This is a genomic window from Pseudomonas sp. SDO5215_S409 (assembly GCF_054071325.1).
The window spans coordinates 42,066-64,943 of the sequence record NZ_JBSVWN010000014.1 but is presented as its reverse complement, the minus strand read 5'-3'; the positions used below and the strand labels follow the sequence as shown (position 1 = coordinate 64,943).

Sequence of the window (22,878 nt, the reverse complement as noted above, 5' to 3'; positions counted from 1 at the left end):
TACCGGGAAAAGTCCGCTTACGGATTAATTCCCGTGACGGTGTGCTTTTTCGACCAGCCTGTACGGAGGGATTTCAGCGATATTTGGAGTTTTTCATGCTCGAGCAGGCTCAACGCGTCCTCAAGGACATCTTCGGCTACGACAGTTTTCGTGGCCGCCAGGGTGCGATCATTGAGCGCGTGGCCAGTGGTGGCGATGCCCTGGTGCTGATGCCCACCGGCGGCGGCAAATCCCTGTGCTTCCAGGTGCCTGCGCTGCTGCGTGAGGGATTGGCGGTGGTGGTTTCACCGTTGATCGCATTGATGGACGACCAGGTCGCGACCCTGGAAGAACTCGGTGTGGCGGCGGCGTCGCTCAATTCCACCCTTAGCGCCGAGCAGCAGCGTGACCTTGCCGCCCGCATCCGTCGCGGCGAAGTGAAGATGCTCTACCTGGCCCCCGAGCGCCTGGTGCAGCCGCGCATGTTGTCGTTTTTGCAGGGCCTGGACATCGCCCTGTTCGCCATTGACGAGGCGCACTGCGTGTCTCAATGGGGCCACGATTTTCGCCGCGAATACCTGCAACTGGGGCAACTGGCGGAGCTGTTTCCCAACGTTCCGCGCATTGCCCTGACCGCCACCGCCGACAAACGCACCCGCGAAGAAATCGTCGAGCGCCTGCACCTGCAAAATGCCGAGCGGTTCCTCTCCAGCTTCGACCGCCCGAATATCTTTTACCGCATCGTGCCCAAGGATCAGCCGCGCAAGCAGTTGCTCGCGTTTCTGGCCGAGCGTCGTAGCGATGCGGGCATTGTCTATTGCCTGTCGCGTAAAAAGGTCGACGAAGTCGCGGCCTTTCTTTGCGAGCAAGGTTACCCGGCGCTGCCTTATCACGCGGGCCTGCCCAGTGATGTGCGGGCCCATCACCAGAAACGCTTCCTCAACGAGGAAGGCCTGATCATGGTGGCCACCATCGCGTTTGGCATGGGCATCGATAAATCCAACGTGCGCTTCGTGGCCCACCTGGACCTGCCCAAGTCCCTGGAGGCGTACTACCAGGAAACCGGCCGCGCCGGTCGTGATGGCCTGCCCGCGGACGCGTGGATGGTCTACGGCCTTCAAGACGTGGTGATGCTCAAGCAAATGTTGCAAAACTCCGAGGGCGACGAGCGCCACAAGCGCCTGGAACAGCACAAGCTCGACGCCATGCTGTCCTTGTGCGAAGAAACCCGCTGCCGCCGTCAGACGTTGCTGGCCTATTTTGACGAAGACATGCCGGAACCCTGCGGGCATTGCGACAATTGCACGGACGGTGTGCAGACCTGGGACGCCACCGAGCCTGCGCGCCAGGCCTTATCGACCATCTTTCGGACGGGCCAGCGCTACGGCGTGGGGCACCTGGTGGATGTGTTGCTGGGCAAGGACAACGAAAAGGTGCGCAGTTTTGGTCACCAGCATTTGTCGGTCTACGGGGTGGGCAAGGCCCGCGCCGAAGGTGAGTGGCGCTCGTTGTTCCGCCAGATGGTTGCGCGCGGGTTGGTAGACATCGACCTGGAAGGCTACGGCGGCCTGCGGTTGAGTGACAGTTGCCGGCCGCTGCTCAAGGGGGAAGTGACCCTGGAGCTGCGCCGCGACCTCAAGCCGCAGACCACCGCCAAATCCAGCACCAGCCAGGCCAGCCAACTGGTGCGTGGCGAAGAGCGGGAACAGTGGGAAGCCCTGCGGACCCTGCGCCGCAAACTGGCTCAGGAGCACAGCGTGCCGCCCTACGTCATCTTCCCGGATTCCACCTTGCTGGAAATGCTGCGCGAGCAGCCCACCACAATGGCCGAAATGGCCCGGGTCAGTGGCGTGGGGGCACGCAAGCTGGAGCGTTATGGCCAGGCGTTTCTTGAAGTGCTCGGCGGCGAGGCCGAGGCGCCGAAGGAAGTGGCCGATATCCGCCACGAACTGATCAGCCTGGCGCGTGCCGGGATGACCCCGATCCAGATCGCCGGGCAATTGCAGTGCTCAGAAAAGAACGTCTACACCTTGCTGGCCGAATCCATCGGCAAGCAGCAATTGTCGCTGGAGCAAGCGCTGGATCTGCCCGAAGACTTGCTGGGTGAAATCCAGGATGCGTTCCTCGACGGAGAAGGCGAATTGCCAGCGGTTTCCGAGGTTTCGCCGTTGTTTACCGGCCGTGTCCCCGAGGGTGTTTTGTACTGTGTAAGGGCCGCTTTGCAGTCGGAATTCGAGATTTGAGGCGGCAGTTGCGACAAGTTGACGAAACAGTACGTGCCCGCTCTTGCCTACTGGCATGGGTCATGCTTAGCTGACTAATAATTAGCCACATTTTATTTTCAGTCTAATCCATGAGTTTTTTATGCCGTTAACCGATCAACACAAATTTGGCATGCAGTTGGCGCAAATGTCCCGTGGGTGGCGCGCCGAACTGGATCGTCGCCTGGCAGGCCTGGGCCTGTCGCAAGCCCGCTGGCTGGTGCTGCTGCATTTAGCCCGTTTTGAAGAACCGCCGACCCAGCGTGAATTGGCGCAAAGCGTTGCCGTGGAAGGTCCTACGCTTGCCCGCCTGCTCGACAGCCTGGAAGGCCAGGGCCTGGTGCAACGCCAGGCCGTGCTGGAAGACCGTCGCGCCAAGCGCATTGTGCTGTGTGACACGGCCCGCCCGTTGATCGACCAGATCGAAACCATCGCCACCGCTTTGCGCCATGAGCTGTTTGTGGGGGTCGGGGAAGAGGATTTGCGGGTGTGCATGCGGGTGCACGCGCACATTCTGGAAAACCTGGAAAAGTCCTGACCGCCAGGGCGCCGCTGATCAAAGCCTGAGGGCTTGCACAGGCTTTGATCGGGCAAGGTCAGAAGGTTTGGCCCAGGTTCAGGTAAAGCGCTTTCTGATTGTCATCGTTAAAGCCGTAGCTGAAATTCAATGGCCCCAGCGGCGTATCGAACCCCAGGAAAATACTCGCGGCGTTGATATACCCGCTGTCGTATTCATTGTCGTTGTTCCACGCCCGGCCCCGCTCCAGCGACGCTCCCAGGTACAGCGGAAAGTCCAGCGGCAAGTACGAGCGCGGGGTGAGCCTGCGGTAATACACCGCGCGCATCAGGCTGATGTTCTGGCCAGAAATCGCATCCTGGCGAAAGCCCGACAACTGCCGCGCGCCCCCCAGCAGGAAACTTGAAATCACCACGTCCGAATTGTCCAGCGTGCGCCCGTAACGCCCGCCCAGGATCAACGTGTCTGGCCCGTTGCTCATGGCCTTGTCCAGCTTGAACTCCCACTGGCGGTAACGCTGGTCCGAACCAAGTCCAGGCTCGAATTCGCGATAGGCCAGGCCGATGTCCTCTCCGGCGTGCGGGAAGTACACGTTGTCGAAGGAGTCGAAGGAATACTTGAGTTCATAGAAACCTTCGCTGAAGTTCACGCTGGGCAGGTCCCGGTCGCCAATGCGTACGTCGGCTTTGCCCCAGGCTTCGCCCACGCCGAAACGAATTTCGCCGCTGTTGCCGATCTGGCGCCCCAGGTTCAGGCCAAAACCGTAGCGTTCCAGGCGGTATTCGGAGAGGGGATTGTTGTCCTCAATCAGCTCGACGTTTTGCGCCTGGCCACTGATATAGGGCGCGACAAAGTAGCGTGAGCCGGTGTCCAGCGGCTGGTAGAACTCACTGTACAGCTCCTGCCGGTCGCCGATCTGCACACGCGTCAGCCACTCGGCCCCCAGGCGGTTGATACCGTTGACCCGGTAACTGGCGCCGAGGTTGAAGGCACTGTCGCCGCGCATGTCGTCCGACAGGTTGAGCCCCAGGCGCAGGTAGTCGGTGCCGCTGCGCTTGCCACGAGCGGTGATCACCAGGGTGTTGTCCGCGCCTTTTTTAACCACTCGATATTGCACCTGCTCGAAATAGTCCAGGCCGTACAGGGTGCCCATGTCGGTTTGCAGGCGGCCCAGGTCCAGTGGCTGGCCGAGGGGCTGGCGGATGTAATAACGGATGACGTCGTCACTGACCTTGGAGTCGTTTTCGACCTTGATTGCAGTGACCAGCGGGTTGCGCTCGCCCGGCGCACGGGCGGCGGCCAGTTCGCCATCCAGCGGTCGGGCAGGGCGCAGGCGCGCCAGGCGGGTGTCCAGGGCGCGGGTGGCGCGGTAACCGGCATCGATCATGTCGGTGGCGCGACCAAAATCCGTCACCCCGTAGGCGGCCAGCGGTGGCTGGATCAGCACGTCGCTGGCATGCAGGGCCTTGAGTTGCTCTTCAGAGTTGCGCCGGGTCATCAGGGTGATGGACTGATTGAGCACATCCACCACGGTATTGAGTTGCTTGCGCGAGCGCAGCGGCGTGCCGATATCCACCACGATGGCGATGTCCACGCCCATCTCGCGCGCCACGTCCAGCGGGATATTGTCGGTCATGCCGCCGTCTACCAGCAGCCGCCCGTCCAGCTCCACCGGGGCAAATACCGCCGGGATCGACATGCTGGCGCGGATCACCTGGGGCAGATGGCCTTTGCGAAACACCACTTTTTCGCCGCTGGTGATGTCGGTGGCCACGGCGCGAAAGGGGATGGGCAGTTTGTCGAAGTCCCGCGTGTCGCTGCGGTGGGCGAACATGCTTTCCAGCAGCAGGGCGAGGTTCTGGCCCTGGATCACGCCCAGGGGCAGGCCGAGGCTGCCGTCGTCGCGAAAGCTGAGTTTTTGTTTGACCAGGAAATCCCGGTCATCCTGCTTGCGCCGGAACGGTACGTCTTCACGCGGCGGGGCGTCGGACAGGGCCAGTTTCCAGTCGATGTTCAGCGCCAGCTTTTCCAGCTCGTCGATCTTGTACCCCGAGGCGTACAGCCCGCCGATGACCGCACCCATGCTGGTGCCGGCGATGGCGTCGATATGAATGCCCTGTTCTTCCAGGGCCTTGAGCACGCCAATGTGAGCCAGGCCGCGGGCGGCGCCACCGGACAGCACCAGGCCGATTTTCGGGCGTGGCGGTTCGACGGCCTGGGCAAGCAGGGGGAGCAGGCACAACAACAGGCAGGACAGCAGGCGGCGCATCAATAATCTCGGGGCTTGGCGTTAAAGGCCGGTATTATAGCCACCCGTTTGTACCGACCCGTGATGCCAGGAGTCTGTCAATTTATGTCCGCGACCAAGCCCGAAATCGTCATTACCTATTGCACGCAATGCCAATGGTTGCTGCGCGCGGCCTGGTTGGCACAAGAGTTATTGAGCACGTTCAGCGACGATCTCGGCAAAGTTTCCTTGGAGCCTGCGACAGGGGGCGCATTCCGCATCACCTGTGATGGCGTGCAAATCTGGGAGCGCAAGGCCGACGGCGGATTTCCGGAGGCCAAGGTGCTCAAGCAGCGGGTGCGCGACCAGATCGACCCGCAACGCGACCTGGGCCACAACGACCGCGTGCAATAAAAGGCCACTGCCGGGGCAGTGGCCGTTTGGGGTGACGGTTACTTGGCCGCCATCTTGTTTTTGACCCAGCCAGCGACCAAGGTCAGGACCAGGCCACCCACGCCACCGCCGACGATGTCGCTGCCCACCGCCGTGACATCCAGCGCATTGCCCGTGGAGGCGCCGGTGAGTACCGAGACGATCTGGCCCACTATCAACCCGCCGACCCCGCCGACCACCGTGTTGAGACCGGCGCCCATGCCGTGTTTGGCGGCACCGGCCAATTGGCCGCCGACCGCGCCGCTGATGACTTGAATGATCAAGCTGATGAGCATTTCCATGGTGAAGCTCCTGCATCGCGTTGTTGGAGTGACCACTCGCATGCAGCAACTTCAAAAAAGCCATGGCTGTCGTCGAGGAGTCTGGATCCGTTGAACGACAGCACACTGTTGCGGACAGCCGCAGTATAGATCAGGCCGCCGCCGCCGGTTGTTTGGCCGGTTTGCCCCCGCCCATCAACCCCGACAACACGATGGCGACGATGATCAGCACGCCGCCCATCAGCATGCGCAGGGTCGGGTTTTCGCCAAACAGCAGCCACGCCGCCGTAATGCCGTACACCGGCTCCATGGCAAACACCACCGAGGCGGTACGCGCCTTGATCACCGCCAGGCTCGCCACAAACAGGCTGTGGGCGATCCCTGTGCAGAACACCCCGAGCAGGCCGATCCACAACCAGTCCAGCGCGCGTACATCCGCCACGCCCGGCGCGGCGAAAGGCAGCAGGCACAGCGCAACCACCACGTTCTGGCACAACGCTGCCTGCACCGCCGGGATACGCCCGGAGCTGGCGCGATTGTTCAGCGACAGCAGCGAAAACAGCAGCCCCGACGCCACGCCCCAGAGCAAGCCGCCGGTGGCTTCGCTGGCCAGGTCGAAGTCGGGCGTTACCAGGATCAGGCCGACGCTCACCAGGACCACCAGCACGACTTCATTGGAACGGATGCGCTCGCGGAAAATCAGCCCTTCAAGGATCACGGTAAAGGCTGGGAATGCGGTGAACCCCAAGGTGGCCACCGCCACGCCAGCCACCTTCACCGCGATAAAAAACGTCACCCAGTGGGCCGCCAGCAACACGCCGCTCAGCGCCAGGCGCTGCCAATCCCGAGGGTGCAGAGGCGTCCAGGTGCGGCCGCGCGCGAAGCGGGCAAACAGCGCCAATGCGACCACGGCGAACGCTGCCCGGCCAAACACGATAAGGGTCGGCGACGCCTGGGCGAGTTTGCCGAACACGCCGGTAAGGCCAAACATCAGTGCGCCAATATGCAGGGCGCCGAGGGCTGTGCGGGGAGTCATTGGGGTCCTCTGATAAACGGTCTGACAGCCTCGCAGTCTAGAGCGTGATAGCGGCCGGCGTCTGTCGTCAAACTCGTAGGATTTGTCGCAGGACTCTTGTCAGCCAGAGCGACGCAGTGCGCCCGGCGATTCACCAAACTCCCGCAGCATGGCCGCCGCAAAGGCGCTTTGGGACGCGTAGCCGACCCGGGCGGCGATTTCACCGATGGGCAGCGGGCTGCTGCGCAGCAGCTGGCGGGCCATGTGCAAGCGTCGGGCGCGCAGGTAGTCCATGGGCGTCTGCCCGCATTCGGCCACAAACCGGGCATGCAGACGGGCCACGGACAGCCCGGCGATTTTCGCGAGGTCTGCCACTTGCAGCGGGTGGGCGGCATGTCGCTCGATGTAGGTGGCGAAGGCGGCGTAGGGCAGGCGCGCACCGTGCAGCGGTGCCGTGTGGTTGAGGCTGGCCAGCAATAAAACCGCGCCTTGCTGGGCGATCAACGCATCGTTTATCGGGCTGTTGGCCAGCCACTGCACCAGTTGGTGCTGGCGCCCATCCAACGTCAGGCGGGCCGGCTGGTCGAGCAGGCGCTGGCTGGCGTCGGCATGCTCGCCCAGCGACTGCACCACCCAATGCTCATCGGGTACGTCCAGCACCAGGCAGCGGCTGCCGTCGCGACTGCCGCAGGCGTGGTGCGCGCTGTAGGGCAACACCATCACGCTGCTTTCGCCGACCCGGCTGCCGCGACCGTCCACTTCCAGGTCCAGGTGCCCGGACAAACCAAATACCAGCTGCGCGTGGGCGTGGCTGTGGGCCAGGGGCGCTTCCAGGTAGTGGCGTAGCGTGAGGCTTGCTGTCATCGCAATCTCCAGGGGGGCAGGGCGGCAGTCTACCGCGCTTTGCCGCGCCCGGCTGCTGTCATCAGTCCGACGCAATACTGTCATGGGCTATTAACCGCCGGGGCGCAAGCTCGCGAAAACACCGCCGAGGCCGCCCCATGACCAGTGCCGAGTTCGCCAAACCCAGCCGCAAGCAACGCGTGCGTACCCTGTGGATTTCCGACGTGCACTTGGGCACGCGGGACTGCCAGGCCGAGCATCTTTCGCGCTTCCTCAAGGCCTACCACGCCGACCGCATCTACCTGGTGGGCGACATCATCGACGGCTGGAAACTGCGTGGCGGCATGTATTGGCCCCAGGCCCACACCAACGTGATCCGCCGCCTGCTGACCATGAGCAAGCGCGGCACCGAGGTGATCTACGTCACCGGCAACCACGACGAGTTCCTGCGGCGCTACTCCAAGCTGATCCTGGGCAACATTCAGTTGGTGGACGAGGCCGTGCATGTGACCGCCGACGGTCGCCACCTGCTGGTGATCCACGGCGATCAGTTCGACGTGATCACCCGCTACCACCGCTGGCTGGCGTTCCTGGGCGACTCGGCCTACGAGTTCACCCTGACGCTCAACCGCTGGCTGAATCATTGGCGGGCGCGCTATGGCTATGGCTACTGGTCGCTGTCGGCGTACCTCAAGCACAAGGTCAAGACGGCGGTCAATTTCATCAGCGACTTTGAAGAGGCCATCGCCCACGAAGTGACCAAGCGCGAGCTGCACGGCGTGGTCTGCGGGCATATTCACCATGCGGAAATCCGCAAGGTCGGCGAGGTGGACTACCTCAATTGCGGAGATTGGGTGGAGTCGTGCACGGCGTTGATCGAGCACTGGGACGGGCAGATCGAGCTGTACCGGCTGGCGGATGCGCAGGCGAAAGAGGCGCAGTTCCAGGCCGAAGGGGTCGCCGGGTAAAAAACCTGTGGGCGCGCCAGGCGCAATTCCCACAGGTTGGGCCGGGTTTTCTCAGCGGGGTGCGCACACTTCAGCGATGGCGTCGGCCAGTTGCGTCAGGCGTTTCGCGTCAATCCCGGCGACGTTCGCCCGCCCCGAATTGACCAGGTAAACGCTGTGTTTGTCGCGCAGGCGTTTCACCTGGTCTGCACTCAAGCCGGTATAGGAAAACATCCCGCGTTGCGCACCAATATGGGCGAACTGTTCCGACAAGCCATGGGGCGCCAACGCGTCGACCAGCCCCGCGCGTAGCTGCGCGATGCGTGAGCGCATGGCTTCGACTTCCGTGCTCCACACCGCTCTGAGTTCGGCGTCTGCCAGGATGGTGGCGACGATTGCCGCCCCATGGTCCGGCGGCGTCGACCACAGGTTGCGCGCGGTCAACGCCAGTTGGCTGCGGATGTCGGTCAGCTTTTCGGCGTCGGCCGCACACACGATCAGCGCGCCCACGCGGTCGCTGTACAGGCCAAAGTTTTTCGAGCAGGAGCTGGTGATCAGCACCTCGGGCAATTCGCTGGCAAACAGGCGCACCGCCCAGGCGTCCTGCTCCAGGCCATCACCAAACCCCTGGTAGGCAAAGTCGATCAGCGGCAGCAGCTTGCGCTTGCGCACAATTTGCAGCACCTGGCGCCAGTCGTCCTGAGACAGGTCAAACCCGGTGGGGTTATGGCAACAGGCGTGCAGCAGCACCACGTCGCCTTCGGGCACTTTGGCCAGGGTGGCGAGCATGGCGGGCACATCCAGGCGGTTGTCGGCCTCAACGTAAGGGTAATGGCTGACCTGAAGCCCGGCCTTGGCAAAGATCGTTTCGTGGATCGGCCAGGTCGGGTTGCTCAACCACACGCCGCGCCCCGGCAGGTTGTGCGCGATGAAGTCGGCGCAGAGGCGCAGCGCGCCGGTGCCGCCCGGGGTCTGGGTGGCGCCAGCGCGGCGTTCGCTCAGCAGCGGCGAGTCGGCGCCCAATACCAGTTGGCTGATCAAGGTGCCAAACGCGGCATTGCCGTGGCCACCGATGTAGGTCTTGGTGGTCTGTTGCTCCACCAGGCGCTGCTCGGCCAGCTTGACCGCACGCGGGATCGGCGTCAGGCCCTGGTCGTCCTTGTACACGCCCACGCCCAGGTCGAATTTGTTCGGGTTGGCGTCCTGGGCATACAGGTCCATGAGCCCGAGAATCGGGTCCCCGGGCACACGGCCAACGGCGTCAAAATGCATTACTTGCGGCCCTCGGCCACCTTGGCCACGTCGTCGGTGCGCGCGGCCATGATGAAGTCGTTGCGGTGCAGGCCCTTGATGGAGTGGCTCCACCAGGTCACGGTGACTTTGCCCCACTCGGTGAGCAGGCCTGGGTGATGGCCTTCGGCTTCGGAGATGTCGCCCATGGCGTTGGTGAACGCCAGGGCAAATTTGAAGTTCTTGAACAAAAAGACCTTTTCCAACTGCATCACGCCGTCGCGCACTTCAATGTTCCAGTCGGGGATCTGCTTGAGCAGCAGCGGCAATTCGTCGTCGCTGACTTGCGGGGCGTCGGCGCGGCAGGCTTCGCAGTGGGCTTGGTTCAACGTGGTCATGTGGGGTTTCCTGAAAATCGAATGTTTGGAAAAACGGTCGCCAGTGGCGTCACCCTAAAGCAACGCGGGGCCAGGGAACAGGTTCACCTGGCCGCCAAAGGTACGGCTCAGGCCGCCTTGGGCTTGGGCGGGAATTTGGGGGCGTGCAGGCCCAACTGCATGCCGCGTTCGACCATGCCCATGATGTCTTCCTGCGCCACTTCAAATAGGCGCTTGAGGTCGGGCAGCACGAAGTACAGCGGTTGCAGGATGTCGATGCGGTACGGCGTGCGCATGGCCTCCAGCGGGTCGAAGGCCTGGTGCTCCGGGGTATCGGAGAGGCTGTACACCGTCTCCTTGGGCGAGGACAGGATGCCGCCGCCATAGATGCGACGGCCTTGGGGGGTGTCCACCAGGCCGAACTCGATGGTCATCCAGTACAGGCGTGCCAGGTACACACGCTGTTCCTTGGTCGCCGCCAGGCCGAGCTTGCCGTAGGTGTGGGTGAATTCAGCGAACCAGGGGTTGGTCAGCAGTGGGCAGTGGCCGAAGATCTCGTGAAAAATGTCCGGTTCTTGCAGGTAATCCAGCTCTTCGCGGGTACGAATAAACGTCGCGACCGGAAACTGCTTGCTGGCGAGCAATTCGAAAAAGGTCTGGAAGGGAATCAGCGCCGGCACACGGGCCACTTGCCAGCCCGTGGTGGCGGCCAACACCTGGTTGATCTCGCCCAGTTGCGGGATGCGGTCATGGGGCAGGCCGAGCTTATCGATGCCATCCAGGTATTCCTGGCAGGCACGGCCCTCGACGACTTTGAGCTGACGGGTGATCAGGGTGTTCCACACCGCATGCTCTTCTGCGGTGTAGTGGATAAAGCCATCCGCGTCGGGCTCGCGTGCCACGTACTGCGTCTGTTTCATGCTGTTCTCCTGCGGGCCGTCATTCTTGTTGTGTGCTGCGACAGGCCTATTGATACGCCGCCCCGGTCGGGAATCCAGTCACCTGCGCCGTGATGCGTAGGAAAAGTCTCCGTTTTTCGTAAAGAATTCGTTACGTTTACGCCGCCCCACGCTGCGCGGGTTGATTTTTCGGTTTAAGCTGCCGAGTCGCTGTCACATAATCTTGACGATTATTCGCGTCCTACGGCAAAAAGCCGCGGCGCCTACCTCTATTTGAGCTCTTTTCATGCGTATCAAAGTGCATTGCCAGAATCGCATCGGCATCCTGCGGGACATCCTCAACTTGCTGGTGGAGTACGGCGTCAACGTTGCCAAGGGCGAGGTCGGCGGTGAACACGGCAACGCGATTTACCTATATTGCCCCAACCTGGTGAACATGCAGTTCCAGGCCTTGCGTCCGCAATTTGAGGCGATTGCCGGGGTATTTGGCGTGAAGCGCGTAGGGCTGATGCCCAGTGAGCGTCGGCACATGGAGCTGAATGCGCTGCTGGGTGCGCTGGAGTTTCCGGTGCTGTCTATCGACATGGGCGGCTCCATCGTGGCCGCCAACCGTGCGGCGGCGCAGTTGCTCGGGGTGCGGGTGGATGAAGTGCCGGGCATTCCGTTGTCGCGCTACGCCGAGGACTTCGACTTGCCGGAGCTGGTGCGCGGCAGTAAGTCGCGGATCAACGGGTTGCGGGTGAAGGTCAAGGGCGACGTGTTTCTCGCTGACATCGCGCCGTTGCAGTCTTCGGAGCACGACGACAGCGAAGCCATGGCCGGCGCCGTGCTGACCTTGCACCGGGCCGACCGCGTGGGGGAGCGGATCTACAACGTGCGCAAGCAGGAGCTGCGGGGGTTCGACAGTATCTTCCAAAGCTCCAAAGTGATGGCCGCCGTGGTGCGCGAGGCCCGGCGCATGGCGCCGCTGGACGCGCCGCTGTTAATAGAAGGCGAAACCGGCACCGGCAAGGAACTGCTGGCACGCGCCTGCCACCTGGCCAGCCCGCGCGGGCAGTCGCCGTTGATGGCGCTCAATTGCGCGGGGTTGCCGGAGTCCATGGCTGAAACGGAACTGTTTGGCTACGGCCCCGGTGCCTTCGAGGGGGCCAGGGCAGAGGGCAAGCTCGGGCTGTTGGAACTGACGGCGGGCGGTACGTTGTTTCTCGATGGCGTGGGGGAAATGAGCGCACGGTTGCAGGTGAAGTTGCTGCGGTTTTTGCAGGACGGGTGCTTTCGTCGTGTCGGCAGTGATGAAGAGGTGTACCTGGACGTACGGGTGATTTGCGCCACGCAGGTGGACTTGTCCGAGCTGTGCGCCCGTGGCGAGTTTCGCCAGGACCTTTATCACCGCTTGAATGTGCTGTCGTTGCATATCCCGCCGCTGCGCGAATGCCTCGATGGGTTGGCGCCTTTGGTCGAGCACTTTCTGGATCAGGCCAGCCGGTTGATCGGCTGCCCACTGCCTAAACTCGCGCCCGCGGCGATGGAGCGGCTCAGTCATTACCATTGGCCGGGCAATGTGCGCCAGTTGGAAAACGTGTTGTTCCAGGCGGTTTCGCTGTGTGAGGGCGGCACGGTCAAGGCCGCACACATCCGGCTGCCGGACTATGGCGTGCGTCAGCCGCTTGGCGATTTTTCCCTGGAGGGCGGGTTGGAGGAGATTGTCGGGCGTTTCGAGAAAGCCGTGCTGGAGCGCCTGTATGCCGAGCATCCCAGCAGCCGCCAGTTGGGCAAGCGCCTGGGCGTGTCTCACACCACCATCGCCAACAAACTGCGCGATCACGAAGTGCTCAAGCCTCAGGCGCGTTAGCGGCCCGCAGGACAGGGGCGGGCTTGACCCCATTTGCCGCAGGCGGCATAAGTCCGCCGTTTTTCCGTCTCTTGCTGGCAAGCCTGCCGCCGCCTTGTGCGCGAAACCCCCGTCCTGATTGGGGTTTTGCGGATTTGAAAAAGTTGGTTCGCAAATTGCTTAAGCCTTGCCAACGCAGCGGCGGGCGGCAAGCCTCCGTCAGAAAGAGGAATGAGCGTGGACAAGTACTTGTATGTGGCAATGACCGGTGCCAGCCAGAATGCTCTGGCGCAGAAGGCTCATGCCAACAACCTGGCGAACATTTCCACCAACGGTTTTCAGCGTGACCTGGAGCAGGCGCGTTCGATGCCGGTGTTTGGTGACAGCTTTCCGGCGCGGGCCTTTGCGATGACCGAACGGCCCGCCACGGATTTTGCCCCCGGCGCCATGATTGAAACCGGTCGCGACCTTGACGTGTCGGTGAGCGGAAACGGCTGGATTGCCGTGCAAACCCCGGACGGCAAAGAAGCCTACGTGCGCACCGCCAGCATGAACGTCGATGCACTGGGCGTGTTGCGGGCCGGCAATGGCATGCCGGTGATGGGCAACGGCGGCCCGATTGCCGTACCGCCTCAGCAACAAATCGAAGTGGGTGAAGACGGCACTGTCAGCATTCGCGCCATGGGCGAAGGCCCACGGGTGATGGCCGAAGTGGACCGCATCAAGCTGGTCAACCCCGACGTCAAGAACATGACCAAAGGCCTGGACGGCGCCATCCACACCAAGGACGGCCAGCCCGCCCAGGCGGACGCCAACGTCAAACTGACGTCGGGTTTCTTGCAGGCGAGCAATGTGAACGCCGTCGAAGAAATGACGGCTGTGCTGGCGCTCTCCAAACAGTTCGAGCTGCACATCAAAATGATGAACAGCGCCAAGGAAGACGACCAAGCCATGACGCGCGTCCTGCAGATGAGTTGATCGCAGCGTCATTGACTGAACACTAAATTTTGCAGCGCGGCGCCCAGACAGGCGCACGAAGGAGAAACAGCATGCTTCCGGCTCTATGGGTTGCCAAAACCGGTTTGTCCGCCCAGGACACCAACCTGACCACCATTTCCAACAACCTGGCAAACGTGTCGACCACAGGTTTCAAACGCGACCGCGCCGAGTTTCAGGACCTGCTGTACCAGATCAAACGTCAGCCGGGCGCCCAGTCCACCCAGGACAGCGAATTGCCGTCGGGCCTGCAATTGGGCACCGGTGTGCAAATCGTCGGCACCCAGAAGAACTTCACGGCCGGTAACCTGCAACAAACCAACCAGCCACTGGACATGGCGGTGAACGGCCGTGGTTTCTTCCAGATCCTGCAACCGGACGGCACCACCTCCTATACCCGTGACGGTACATTCCACCTGGACGCCAACGGCCAGATCGTTACCGCCAGCGGCTTTGCCCTGGAGCCTGCCGTGGTGGTGCCCGCCGATGCCAAGAACTTCACTGTCGGCACCGATGGCACCGTGTCGATCACCGTGGCGGGCAACCCGGCCTCCCAAGTGATCGGCAACCTGCAAACCGCCGACTTCATCAACCCGGCCGGCCTGCAAGCTATTGGTAACAACCTGTTCCTGGAAACCGCCTCCAGCGGCGCGCCGCAAATCGGTACGCCAGGCCTGAACGGTTTTGGCACCACCCTGCAACAAACCCTGGAAACCTCCAACGTGAGCACCGTGGAAGAGATGGTCAACATGATCACCACTCAGCGCGCCTACGAGATGAACTCCAAGGTGATCTCCACCGCCGACCAGATGCTTTCGTTCGTAACGCAGAATCTGTAACCAAGTCTTTGGCGCGCTTTTGAGCGCGCCTGCAACACCGTGAGGTATGGGTCATGAATCGCTATGTTTCTGTTCTGGCATTGAGTGGGATCGCTGTGCTCGCGGGCTGTGTGGCCCCGACGCCAAAGCCCAATGACCCGTACTATGCGCCGGTGCTGCCGCGCACGCCGTTGCCGGCTGCGGCCAATAATGGCTCGATTTACCAGGCCGGTTTTGAGCAGAACCTGTACAGCGACCGCAAGGCGTTCCGGGTCGGTGACATCATCACCATCACCCTTAACGAAAAGACCCAGGCCAGCAAGAACGCCAACTCGCAGATCGGCAAGACCAGCAAGACCAGCATTGGTCTGACCTCGCTGTTTGGCGGCGCGCCCAACACCAACAACCCGCTGGGCAGTGGCGACCTGAGCCTGGACGCTGGCTACAGCGGTGACCGCGCCACCAACGGCAAGAGCGCGGCAGGGCAGGGCAACAGCCTGACCGGTTCGATCACCGTGACGGTGGCCGATGTGTTGCCCAACGGCATCATCGCCGTGCGCGGCGAGAAGTGGATGACCCTCAACACCGGCGACGAACTGGTGCGCATCGCCGGCATGGTTCGCGCCGATGACATCTCCACTGACAATACCGTGCCGTCCACACGTATTGCCGATGCGCGCATTACCTATTCGGGTACGGGCTCGTTTGCCGACGCCAGCCAGCCGGGCTGGTTCGACCGTTTCTTCCTTAGCCCGCTGTTCCCTTTCTAGGTGATTACTTTGAACCTTAAACAGCTGATGGCCGCCGTGTTGTTGCTGGCCCTGAGCGCAGGCGCCCAGGCCGAGCGGTTGAAAGACATCGCCAGCATTTCCGGGGTGCGTACCAACCAGTTGATCGGCTACGGCCTGGTTGTGGGGCTTAATGGCACGGGCGACCAGACCACCCAGACCCCGTTTACCCTGCAAACTTTCAACAACATGTTGTCGCAGTTCGGCATCAAAGTGCCGCCGGGGTCGGGCAACGTGCAGCTCAAAAACGTGGCAGCGGTGTCGATCAGCGCGGACTTGCCGCCCTTCGCCAAGCCGGGCCAGGTGGTCGACATCACCGTGTCGTCCATGGGCAACTCCAAAAGCCTGCGTGGCGGCACGTTGCTGATGACGCCGCTTAAAGGTATCGACGGCAACGTCTACGCCATCGCCCAGGGCAACCTGGTGGTGGGCGGGTTTGACGCCGAGGGCCGCGACGGTTCCAAGATCACCGTCAACGTGCCGTCTGCCGGGCGGATTCCCGGTGGTGCCACGGTGGAGCGCACCGTGCCGAGCGGCTTCAACCAGGGCAACAGCCTGACCCTGAACCTCAACCGTTCCGACTTCACCACCGCCAAGCGCGTGGTGGACAAGATCAACGACATGCTCGGCCCAGGCGTGGCCCAGGCCATCGACGGTGGTTCGGTTCGTGTGACCGCGCCGCTGGACCCGAGCCAACGGGTGGATTACCTGTCGATCCTGGAAAACCTGGAAGTAGACCCGGGGCAGGCGGTGGCCAAAGTCATCATCAACTCGCGTACCGGCACCATCGTGATCGGCCAGAACGTCAAGGTGTCGCCCGCGGCGGTGACCCACGGCAGCCTGACGGTGACCATCACCGAAGACCCGATCGTGAGCCAGCCGGGCCCGCTCTCCAACGGCCAGACCGCCGTGGTGCCGCGCTCGCGTGTGAATGCCCAACAAGAAGCCAAGCCGATGTTCAAGTTCGGCCCCGGCACCACCCTGGATGAAATTGTGCGGGCGGTGAACCAGGTGGGCGCAGCCCCCGGCGACTTGATGGCGATCCTTGAAGCCCTGAAACAGGCCGGCGCCTTGCAAGCCGACCTGATCGTGATCTGACGCCATGGCCATGGACATGCGCAAAAGCGGCCTGGTGAGCACGGCCGATTCCGGGTCCTACTCGGACCTGAACCGGCTCAACCAGCTCAAGGTCGGCGATAAGAACAGTGACGCCAACCTGCGCAAGGTGGCGCAGGAATTCGAGTCGCTGTTTTTGAGTGAAATGCTCAAGTCGGCGCGCTCGGCCACTGAGGCCCTGGGCAAGGACAACCCGCTGAACACCCCGGCGGCCAAGCAGTATCAGGAAATGTACGACCAGCAACTGTCAGTTTCGATGTCTCGCCAGGGCGGGGGTATCGGCTTGGCCGATGTGCTGATGCGCCAGATGCAAAAGGACAAGCCGGGGGCGGCGCAGGCCTCGACCCTGCAAGGTCCGGACGCGGCGGGCGCGCCGAAAAAAGTCGATGTACCGACCGAAATTGTCGCGGGCACCCCGGCAGACGGGTCGCTGCGCCGCTCCAATGGCCAGCGCCCGCTGTGGGCGTTTCGTGTGCCAGAGCCCGACAGAACCGTCACGCACACCAATGATATGGAGCTGATGAACCAGCGCCGTATTTCGCTGCCGAGCCGCTTGAGCGATCGCCTGCTGGCAGGCCTTGTGCCGAGTGCCGATGCCAAGGGCACCGCAAACGCCGTGCCGCCGCGTAACAGCGCTGCGGCCGACAACGTGGTCAACAGTGGTGCCCGCAACCTGGCGCTGCCGAGCGGCCGGATGCAGGTCTACGGCCGCGCCGTGGCCCAGCCGCCCTTGGCCCCCGCGAAAAAGGCGTTCAGCTCGCAGGATGAATTTGTCGCCACCATGTTGCCGATGGCCAAGCAGGCCGCCGCGCGTATCGGTGTCGACCCGCGCTACCTGGTGGCCCAGGCCGCGCTGGAAACCGGCTGGGGCAAATCGGTGATGCGTGCCCAGGACGGCACCAGCAGCCACAACCTGTTCGGCATCAAGGCCGGCCAAAGCTGGCAGGGCGACCAGGCCCGGGCGATCACCAGCGAGTTTCGCAACGGCGAGATGGTCAAGGAGACGGCGCAGTTCCGTTCCTACAACTCTTACCAGGACAGCTTCCACGACCTGGTAACGCTGCTGCAGAGCAATGACAGGTATCAAGATGTACTGAAGTCTGCCGACAACCCGGAACAGTTTGTACGCGAGTTGCAAAAAGCGGGTTATGCAACCGATCCGGATTACGCCAGCAAGATTTCGCAGATTGCCAAAACGATGACCGGCTACCAGAACTACGCGGCCGCGGGCGCTTCCACTCATTTATAAGGTCTGAATCATGAGTTTGCTCAATATCGGGATGTCGGGGCTCAATGCGTCCCAGGGGTCGTTGTCGGTCCTGAGTAACAACATTGCCAACGTGAATACCCCGGGGTATTCACGCCAGCAGAGCGCTCAGACCGCGAATGCGTCGAACCAGTACGGCGGTGTTTTCATCGGTAGCGGCACCACCCTGGCGGACGTGCGCCGGGTGTATAACCAGTTCCTCACCCAGGCTTACCAGAACAGTACGGCGCTGGACAGCGACGCCAATGCGTATTTGGGGCAGGCCAGTGCTATCGACAAGACCTTGTCGGACTCCAACACTGGCATGTCCTCGGTGCTCAGTGCGTTTTTTTCGGCGGCGCAGACCGCATCGGCGAACCCCAGTGACGTATCCTCGCGCCAGTTGCTGCTCACCAGCGCGCAGACGCTGAGCAACCGCTTCAACGCCATCTCGGGTCAGTTGAACCAGCAGAAACAGTCGATCAACGATCAGTTGGGCACCATGAGCGATCAGGTCAATAAACTGACCGCCTCGATTGCATCGCTCAACAAGCAGATCGCCCAGGCCCAAGGCGGTGCGAACAGTGCACCGGCCAACCTGCTCGACTCGCGTGATGAAGCCGTGCGTTCGCTCAATGAATTGATTGGCGTGACCGCCACCGAAAAGAACGGCCAGTTCAGCGTGACGACCGGTTCTGGGCAGTCGCTGGTCGAGGGCGGCACGTCCAATAACATCACGGCCGTGCCGAGCAAAACCGACAACAGCCAGTACACCATCCAGCTCACCGTGGGCGATACCACGATGGATTTGGGCAATGTGGTGAGTGGCGGCAGCATCGGCGGCCTGCTGCGTTATCGCAGTGACGTGCTGATGCCGGCCATCAACGATTTGGGGCGGATCGCAATCGTTACCGCCGACACGATCAATAACCAGTTGGGCCAGGGCCTGGACCGCAATGGCGAGTTTGGCTCCTCGCTGTTCAGTGACATCAACAGTGCCGCGGCGATTGCCCAGCGCAGCCAGGGCGCGGCGAGCAACAGCGCAGGTTCCGGCAACCTGAACGTGTCGATCAAAGACAGCAGCAAGCTGACGACCTATGACTACAAGGTCACCTTCACCAGTGGCAACCAGTACAACGTGACGCGTTCGGACGGCAAGTCCATGGGCTCGTTCGACACCAATACCACGCCGCCACCGGTCATTGACGGTTTCACCCTGGCCTTGGATGGTCGGGGGCCAATGGCGGCCGGTGACAGTTTCAAGGTGAGCCCGACCGCTAACGGCGCCACCGGTATTGGCGTTGACTTGCAGGACGTCAACAAGCTCGCGTTCGCAGGCCCGCTAGCCGGTGTGGCGAGCAAGACCAACACCGGCACTGGCACCTTCACGCCGCCGCAGTTGACGAACCCGCTGGATATTCACGGCGGCGCGGACACCGCTCAACTGCGGGCGGGCATCGAAAACTCCATGCCGGTCAAAATGGTGTTTGGCAGCCCGGCGGCTGACGGCACCCAGGCATACACGGTCACCGATGCGCAGGGTAATTCGATCGGCACGGGCACGATTATTCCGGGCCAGGGCAACAAGATCAGCATCAACGTACCGATGCGCGATGCCAGCGGCGCGCCGATCCCGGGCAAGAGCTTCAGTTTTGACACCACCGTCGGCGGCTCGCCGGCCAATGGCGACAGCACCACCTTTTCATTCAACGCCTCGGGCACCTCGGACAACCGGAATGCCCAGCAACTGCTGAACTTGCAAACCAAAGCCACCGTGGGCGTCAGCGACGGCAACGCGGGCGTGAGTCTGGTCGGTGCCAACGGCAAGCTGGTGTCGCAAGTGGGCTCCAAGGCCGCGCAGGCGGCGACCGACACCACCGCGACGGGCGCGCTCTTGGCGGCCAATAAGGCGGCCAGCAACTCGGTGTCCCAGGTCAACCTGGATGAAGAGGCTGGCGACATGATCAAGTTCCAGCAGTACTACACCGCGTCTTCGCAGATCATCAAGGCTGCGCAAGAAACCTTCAGCACATTGATTAACGCCCTTTAAAGGAGCCTGGGACGATGCGAATTTCTACTGCGCAGTACTTCGACATCAGCGCCAGCAAGTATTCCGACAACTACGCCGGTGTGGTGAAAGCCCAGGACCAGGCGAGCAGCGGCGTGCGCGTACAGACCGCTTCGGATGACCCGGTGGCGGCAGCGCGCTTGCTGCAATTGCAGCAGCAAAAAGACATGCTTGGCCAGTTCAACGGCAACATCAACAGCCTGCAAAACTCGCTGACCAACGAGGAAAGCGTGTTGACCAGCATCAACACCGCCCTGCAGCGCGGCAGCGAACTGGCACTGCGGGCCGGTAACCTTTCGCTGAGCGATAACGACCGCAAGTCGATCGCCAGTGAAGTCAGTGCCCTTGAAGACCAGGTGTTGGGGTTGCTCAACTCCAAGGATGCCAACGGCAACTACATGTTTTCCGGGTCCAAAACCAATATTCAGCCGTATGTGCGCAACAACGATGGCACCTACACCTATCAAGGTGACGATACGGCGCTGAATTTGCAGATCTCGAACGGCCTGTCGATGTCGGCCGGTGATACCGGCAAGACGCTCATGGAAAGCTCGGCAAATACTGGCCGCACCCAGACCACGTTGTTGCCGCCTTCGGTCAATGACGGCAAGGTGGCAATCTCGGCGGGCACGTTGACGTCCGGCAACGACTACACCAAGAGCTTTTCTGGCGGCGAGCCCTACACGCTGACGTTCAGCAGCAGCACCCAGTACACCGTGACCGACAAGAACGGCAACGACATCACGTCCGAGATCACCGGCAACGGTACGTTTGATGCGACCAAAGAGGGCGGTTCGAGCGTCAACCTGCGGGGCGTGAAGTTTGATATCAGCCTCAACCTGGGCGCGGATGTCGCGCCGGGCGCGGCGTCGGATGCACTGGTGGCTGGCAAGGCCTTCACCCTGCAATCCAAGCCCGACACCTTCAGTGCTTCACGTTCGCCAGGCAACCCGTCCACTGCGCAAGTGACCGGCGGCCAAGTGACCGATCAGGCGGCGTATGCCAGCACGTTCCCCAACACCGGTGCGGTGATCAAGTTCAGCAGCGGCACCACGTATGAGGTGTACGCGCAGCCTTACAGCCCGAACAGCAAGAGCATCGCGACCGGGACCATGGCGCCAGGCGCAACCTCGATCACCACGGCCGGTGTGACCTTTAACATCGGCGGCACGCCGGGGGCGGGCGACCAGTTTGCGATCAGCGCCGTGAGCAACAAAAACGAAAACGCGCTGGACACCCTCAGCCAGTTGCGCAAAGCCCTGGAGACTCCGGCGGACGGTAACCTGGTTGCGCAGAATAACCTCAAGGACGTGATGGCCAAGACCATCGGCAACCTGAGCAATGCCAGCGCGCAGATCGATCAGGTCCGTGGCTCCATTGGCGCGCGCCAGAATGCGCTGGATCTTCAAACGCAGGAGAACACCAGCCTGGGGACGGCCAACGAGTCGACCATGTCTTCACTGGCCAACGTCGACGTGGGGCAGGCCGCGATCAACCTGCAATTGCAGCAGACCATGCTGCAGGCGTCGCAGTTGGCCTTTGTGAAAATCTCCCAGTTGAACCTGTTCAGCCGCTTGTAATCGTTGCGCAATACACCAACGGCCCAACCTGGAAACAGGCTGGGCCGTTGGCGTTTATGACAGGGCAATGTCCCTGTGTTTTGCACAAAGCGCAGAAAAATGAGTGACCTGTGAGTCATAAAGCGCATCTTCACTGTATCGTGTGAAAAGGTCGAATCGTCACAAGGCCTGCCCGCTCCGCAGTCGGGCAGGCAAGCGTGGCGGTTTTCGGCGGGTTTTTGCGGGGTTACCCCCCCTTTATTGTCAGCATCCCCGATGTAGATCGAGGGGTGTTCTCCAGCTATTTCGTATTGGGAAGCCAGAATGATTGGCATAAAAAGCATCGCCAGTTACGTGCCGGCAGACGGGGTTGATAACTACGCCCAGGGCGCCAAGTTTGCCAAGGATGAAGAGTTCATCATTGGCAAGATCGGCTCGGCGTTCCTGCCGCGCAAGGACGCCGCGCAGGAAACCTCCGACCTGTGTGTCGAGGCGGTCAATGCCTTGTTTGCAAGCAACCCGGATTTGAAGCGCGAATCCATCGATGCGCTGATTGTGGTCACCCAGAACGGTGACGAAGAGGGCCTGCCCCATACCGCCGCCATCGTGCAGGACAAGCTGGGCCTGCCGACGCATGTCGCCGCCTTCGATATTTCGCTGGGCTGCTCCGGTTACGTCTACGGCATCTACGCGATGAAAGGCTTCATGGAAGCCGCGGGCCTGAAAAACGGCCTGCTGATCACGGCTGACCCGTACTCCAAGATCGTTGACCCGGAAGACCGCAACACCACCATGCTGTTTGGCGATGCTGCCACGGCCACCTGGATGGGCGAAGACGCGCCCTGGGTACTCGGCAAGTCCAAGTTCGGCACCGACGGTTCCGGGGCGCCGCACTTGAAGGTCACCGACGGTGTGTTTTTCATGAACGGGCGCCAGGTCTTCAACTTCGCCTTGCTCAAGGTGCCGGCGCATTTGCATGAGTTACTCAATGAGTCTGAGTTGAAAGCAGACGACATCGACGCATTTTGCATTCACCAGGGCAGTGCGGCGATTGTCGACGCCGTGGCGCGCCGCTTTGAAGAAGCGCCGGTGGAGAAGTTCGTCAAGGACATGGTCGAGACCGGTAATACCGTGTCGTCGAGCATTCCCTTGCTGCTGGAAAAACACATGCTGGACTCGACCTGGAAGCGCGTGGCAATCAGTGGGTTTGGCGTGGGCCTGTCCTGGGGGTCGGCGATTCTCTATCGGCCCTGACCTTTTAATAGGTCGACTCAAAAACGCCGGCGGTCGCACGACTCCCGGCGTTTTTTATTTGGCGCCAGAAAACCCAGTAAAGACGGGGCAGTGGGCAGTTGTAAGCGCTTGAATTGCAAAGAGTGGCGCGGTGCCAGTAAAAAAATTAAAAAAAACCCTCAAGCAACCTGCTTTCACGACGATAACTATTACGA

General features: G+C 61.9%; 20 protein-coding genes. 13 read left to right on the top strand and 7 right to left on the bottom strand.

Translation table 11 applies throughout. From position 1 onward, the window contains the following. Positions 1-95: 95 nt before the first annotated feature. Positions 96-2,222 carry a DNA helicase RecQ gene (gene recQ / locus ACW9H9_RS10355; RefSeq protein ID WP_457343026.1) on the top strand — a complete coding sequence of 709 codons (2,127 nt, stop codon included), beginning with the start codon at positions 96-98 and terminating at the stop codon, positions 2,220-2,222. 121 nt (positions 2,223-2,343) lie between these two features. Then, the gene (locus ACW9H9_RS10350; protein WP_457343027.1) at positions 2,344-2,778 is read left to right on the top strand and encodes a MarR family transcriptional regulator; all 435 of its coding nucleotides are present in this window, start codon (positions 2,344-2,346) and stop codon (positions 2,776-2,778) included. A 58-nt stretch (positions 2,779-2,836) separates the two neighbouring features. Here the strand turns inward: ACW9H9_RS10350 and ACW9H9_RS10345 are convergent, their stop codons facing one another. Continuing rightward, complete coding sequence (locus ACW9H9_RS10345; protein WP_457343028.1) at positions 2,837-5,026, bottom strand: patatin-like phospholipase family protein; 2,190 nt, start codon at positions 5,024-5,026, stop codon at positions 2,837-2,839. A gap of 84 nt (positions 5,027-5,110) precedes the next feature. On the opposite strand from ACW9H9_RS10345, the gene ACW9H9_RS10340 reads away from it, so the two are divergent. Continuing rightward, complete coding sequence (locus ACW9H9_RS10340; RefSeq protein WP_457343029.1) at positions 5,111-5,398, top strand: SelT/SelW/SelH family protein; 288 nt, start codon at positions 5,111-5,113, stop codon at positions 5,396-5,398. Between the two features lie 38 nt (positions 5,399-5,436). On the opposite strand, the gene ACW9H9_RS10335 is transcribed toward ACW9H9_RS10340, so the two are convergent. From ACW9H9_RS10335 to ACW9H9_RS10325, 3 genes are all read right to left on the bottom strand, one after another. Continuing rightward, entirely contained in the window at positions 5,437-5,718 is a 282-nt protein-coding gene (locus ACW9H9_RS10335) for a hypothetical protein (RefSeq protein WP_457343030.1), read from the bottom strand. 130 nt (positions 5,719-5,848) lie between these two features. After that, positions 5,849-6,733: a DMT family transporter gene (locus ACW9H9_RS10330; protein WP_457343031.1), complete on the bottom strand. Its 885-nt coding sequence runs from the start codon at positions 6,731-6,733 to the stop codon at positions 5,849-5,851. Between the two features lie 99 nt (positions 6,734-6,832). After that, on the bottom strand, positions 6,833-7,576 hold the full coding sequence (locus ACW9H9_RS10325; RefSeq protein WP_457343032.1) for an AraC family transcriptional regulator: 744 nt from the start codon (positions 7,574-7,576) through the stop codon (positions 6,833-6,835). Between the two features lie 137 nt (positions 7,577-7,713). On the opposite strand from ACW9H9_RS10325, the gene ACW9H9_RS10320 reads away from it, so the two are divergent. Beyond that, positions 7,714-8,523 (top strand): UDP-2,3-diacylglucosamine diphosphatase, encoded by an 810-nt coding sequence (locus tag ACW9H9_RS10320; protein ID WP_457343033.1) that lies wholly within the window; start codon positions 7,714-7,716, stop codon positions 8,521-8,523. A gap of 51 nt (positions 8,524-8,574) precedes the next feature. On the opposite strand, the gene ACW9H9_RS10315 is transcribed toward ACW9H9_RS10320, so the two are convergent. From ACW9H9_RS10315 to phhA, 3 genes are all read right to left on the bottom strand, one after another. Next, on the bottom strand, positions 8,575-9,774 hold the full coding sequence (locus ACW9H9_RS10315; RefSeq protein ID WP_457343034.1) for an amino acid aminotransferase: 1,200 nt from the start codon (positions 9,772-9,774) through the stop codon (positions 8,575-8,577). Beyond that, positions 9,774-10,130, bottom strand: coding sequence for a 4a-hydroxytetrahydrobiopterin dehydratase (locus ACW9H9_RS10310; protein ID WP_457343035.1), 357 nt, complete (start codon positions 10,128-10,130; stop codon positions 9,774-9,776). The genes ACW9H9_RS10315 and ACW9H9_RS10310 overlap by 1 nt, the downstream gene beginning before the upstream one ends. A 107-nt stretch (positions 10,131-10,237) precedes the next feature. Then, on the bottom strand, positions 10,238-11,029 hold the full coding sequence (gene phhA / locus ACW9H9_RS10305; RefSeq protein ID WP_457343036.1) for a phenylalanine 4-monooxygenase: 792 nt from the start codon (positions 11,027-11,029) through the stop codon (positions 10,238-10,240). Positions 11,030-11,294: 265 nt separating this feature from the next. Between phhA and ACW9H9_RS10300 the strand changes: the two genes are divergently transcribed. The 9 genes from ACW9H9_RS10300 to ACW9H9_RS10260 all read left to right on the top strand — a co-directional run bounded on the left by ACW9H9_RS10300 (position 11,295) and on the right by ACW9H9_RS10260 (position 22,684). Then, positions 11,295-12,860, top strand: coding sequence for a sigma-54-dependent transcriptional regulator (locus ACW9H9_RS10300; protein WP_457343037.1), 1,566 nt, complete (start codon positions 11,295-11,297; stop codon positions 12,858-12,860). A 216-nt stretch (positions 12,861-13,076) separates the two neighbouring features. Beyond that, positions 13,077-13,817 (top strand): flagellar basal body rod protein FlgF, encoded by a 741-nt coding sequence (locus ACW9H9_RS10295; RefSeq protein WP_457343038.1) that lies wholly within the window; start codon positions 13,077-13,079, stop codon positions 13,815-13,817. Between the two features lie 71 nt (positions 13,818-13,888). Then, on the top strand, positions 13,889-14,674 hold the full coding sequence (gene flgG / locus ACW9H9_RS10290; RefSeq protein ID WP_457343039.1) for a flagellar basal-body rod protein FlgG: 786 nt from the start codon (positions 13,889-13,891) through the stop codon (positions 14,672-14,674). 53 nt (positions 14,675-14,727) lie between these two features. Next, entirely contained in the window at positions 14,728-15,423 is a 696-nt protein-coding gene (flgH, locus tag ACW9H9_RS10285) for a flagellar basal body L-ring protein FlgH (protein WP_457343040.1), read from the top strand. A 27-nt stretch (positions 15,424-15,450) separates the two neighbouring features. After that, a complete protein-coding gene (locus tag ACW9H9_RS10280) occupies positions 15,451-16,539 on the top strand; it encodes a flagellar basal body P-ring protein FlgI (protein ID WP_457343090.1) in 1,089 nt (362 codons plus the stop codon). Between the two features lie 4 nt (positions 16,540-16,543). After that, positions 16,544-17,806 (top strand): flagellar assembly peptidoglycan hydrolase FlgJ, encoded by a 1,263-nt coding sequence (gene flgJ / locus ACW9H9_RS10275; RefSeq protein WP_457343041.1) that lies wholly within the window; start codon positions 16,544-16,546, stop codon positions 17,804-17,806. 10 nt (positions 17,807-17,816) lie between these two features. Further along, entirely contained in the window at positions 17,817-19,853 is a 2,037-nt protein-coding gene (flgK, locus tag ACW9H9_RS10270) for a flagellar hook-associated protein FlgK (protein ID WP_457343042.1), read from the top strand. 14 nt (positions 19,854-19,867) lie between these two features. Then, entirely contained in the window at positions 19,868-21,451 is a 1,584-nt protein-coding gene (locus ACW9H9_RS10265; protein WP_457343043.1) for a flagellar hook-associated protein 3, read from the top strand. Between the two features lie 303 nt (positions 21,452-21,754). Beyond that, the gene (locus tag ACW9H9_RS10260; protein ID WP_457343044.1) at positions 21,755-22,684 is read left to right on the top strand and encodes a ketoacyl-ACP synthase III; all 930 of its coding nucleotides are present in this window, start codon (positions 21,755-21,757) and stop codon (positions 22,682-22,684) included. The last annotated feature ends 194 nt before the right edge of the window (positions 22,685-22,878 follow it).

Excerpts from the sequence above, each read along its gene's own strand:
- ACW9H9_RS10315 (WP_457343034.1), bottom strand. The coding sequence starts at position 9,774 with ATGCATTTTGACGCCGTTGGCCGTGTGCCCGGGGACCCGATTCTCGGG.
- ACW9H9_RS10340 (WP_457343029.1), top strand. The coding sequence starts at position 5,111 with ATGTCCGCGACCAAGCCCGAAATCGTCATTACCTATTGCACGCAATGC.
- ACW9H9_RS10280 (WP_457343090.1), top strand. The coding sequence starts at position 15,451 with ATGGCCGCCGTGTTGTTGCTGGCCCTGAGCGCAGGCGCCCAGGCCGAG.
- flgG (WP_457343039.1), top strand. The coding sequence starts at position 13,889 with ATGCTTCCGGCTCTATGGGTTGCCAAAACCGGTTTGTCCGCCCAGGAC.
- flgK (WP_457343042.1), top strand. The coding sequence starts at position 17,817 with ATGAGTTTGCTCAATATCGGGATGTCGGGGCTCAATGCGTCCCAGGGG.
- ACW9H9_RS10260 (WP_457343044.1), top strand. The coding sequence starts at position 21,755 with ATGATTGGCATAAAAAGCATCGCCAGTTACGTGCCGGCAGACGGGGTT.
- ACW9H9_RS10350 (WP_457343027.1), top strand. The coding sequence starts at position 2,344 with ATGCCGTTAACCGATCAACACAAATTTGGCATGCAGTTGGCGCAAATG.
- ACW9H9_RS10325 (WP_457343032.1), bottom strand. The coding sequence starts at position 7,576 with ATGACAGCAAGCCTCACGCTACGCCACTACCTGGAAGCGCCCCTGGCC.
- flgJ (WP_457343041.1), top strand. The coding sequence starts at position 16,544 with ATGGCCATGGACATGCGCAAAAGCGGCCTGGTGAGCACGGCCGATTCC.
- ACW9H9_RS10300 (WP_457343037.1), top strand. The coding sequence starts at position 11,295 with ATGCGTATCAAAGTGCATTGCCAGAATCGCATCGGCATCCTGCGGGAC.
- ACW9H9_RS10265 (WP_457343043.1), top strand. The coding sequence starts at position 19,868 with ATGCGAATTTCTACTGCGCAGTACTTCGACATCAGCGCCAGCAAGTAT.
- ACW9H9_RS10335 (WP_457343030.1), bottom strand. The coding sequence starts at position 5,718 with ATGGAAATGCTCATCAGCTTGATCATTCAAGTCATCAGCGGCGCGGTC.
- flgH (WP_457343040.1), top strand. The coding sequence starts at position 14,728 with ATGAATCGCTATGTTTCTGTTCTGGCATTGAGTGGGATCGCTGTGCTC.
- ACW9H9_RS10330 (WP_457343031.1), bottom strand. The coding sequence starts at position 6,733 with ATGACTCCCCGCACAGCCCTCGGCGCCCTGCATATTGGCGCACTGATG.
- ACW9H9_RS10320 (WP_457343033.1), top strand. The coding sequence starts at position 7,714 with ATGACCAGTGCCGAGTTCGCCAAACCCAGCCGCAAGCAACGCGTGCGT.
- phhA (WP_457343036.1), bottom strand. The coding sequence starts at position 11,029 with ATGAAACAGACGCAGTACGTGGCACGCGAGCCCGACGCGGATGGCTTT.
- recQ (WP_457343026.1), top strand. The coding sequence starts at position 96 with ATGCTCGAGCAGGCTCAACGCGTCCTCAAGGACATCTTCGGCTACGAC.
- ACW9H9_RS10345 (WP_457343028.1), bottom strand. The coding sequence starts at position 5,026 with ATGCGCCGCCTGCTGTCCTGCCTGTTGTTGTGCCTGCTCCCCCTGCTT.
- ACW9H9_RS10310 (WP_457343035.1), bottom strand. The coding sequence starts at position 10,130 with ATGACCACGTTGAACCAAGCCCACTGCGAAGCCTGCCGCGCCGACGCC.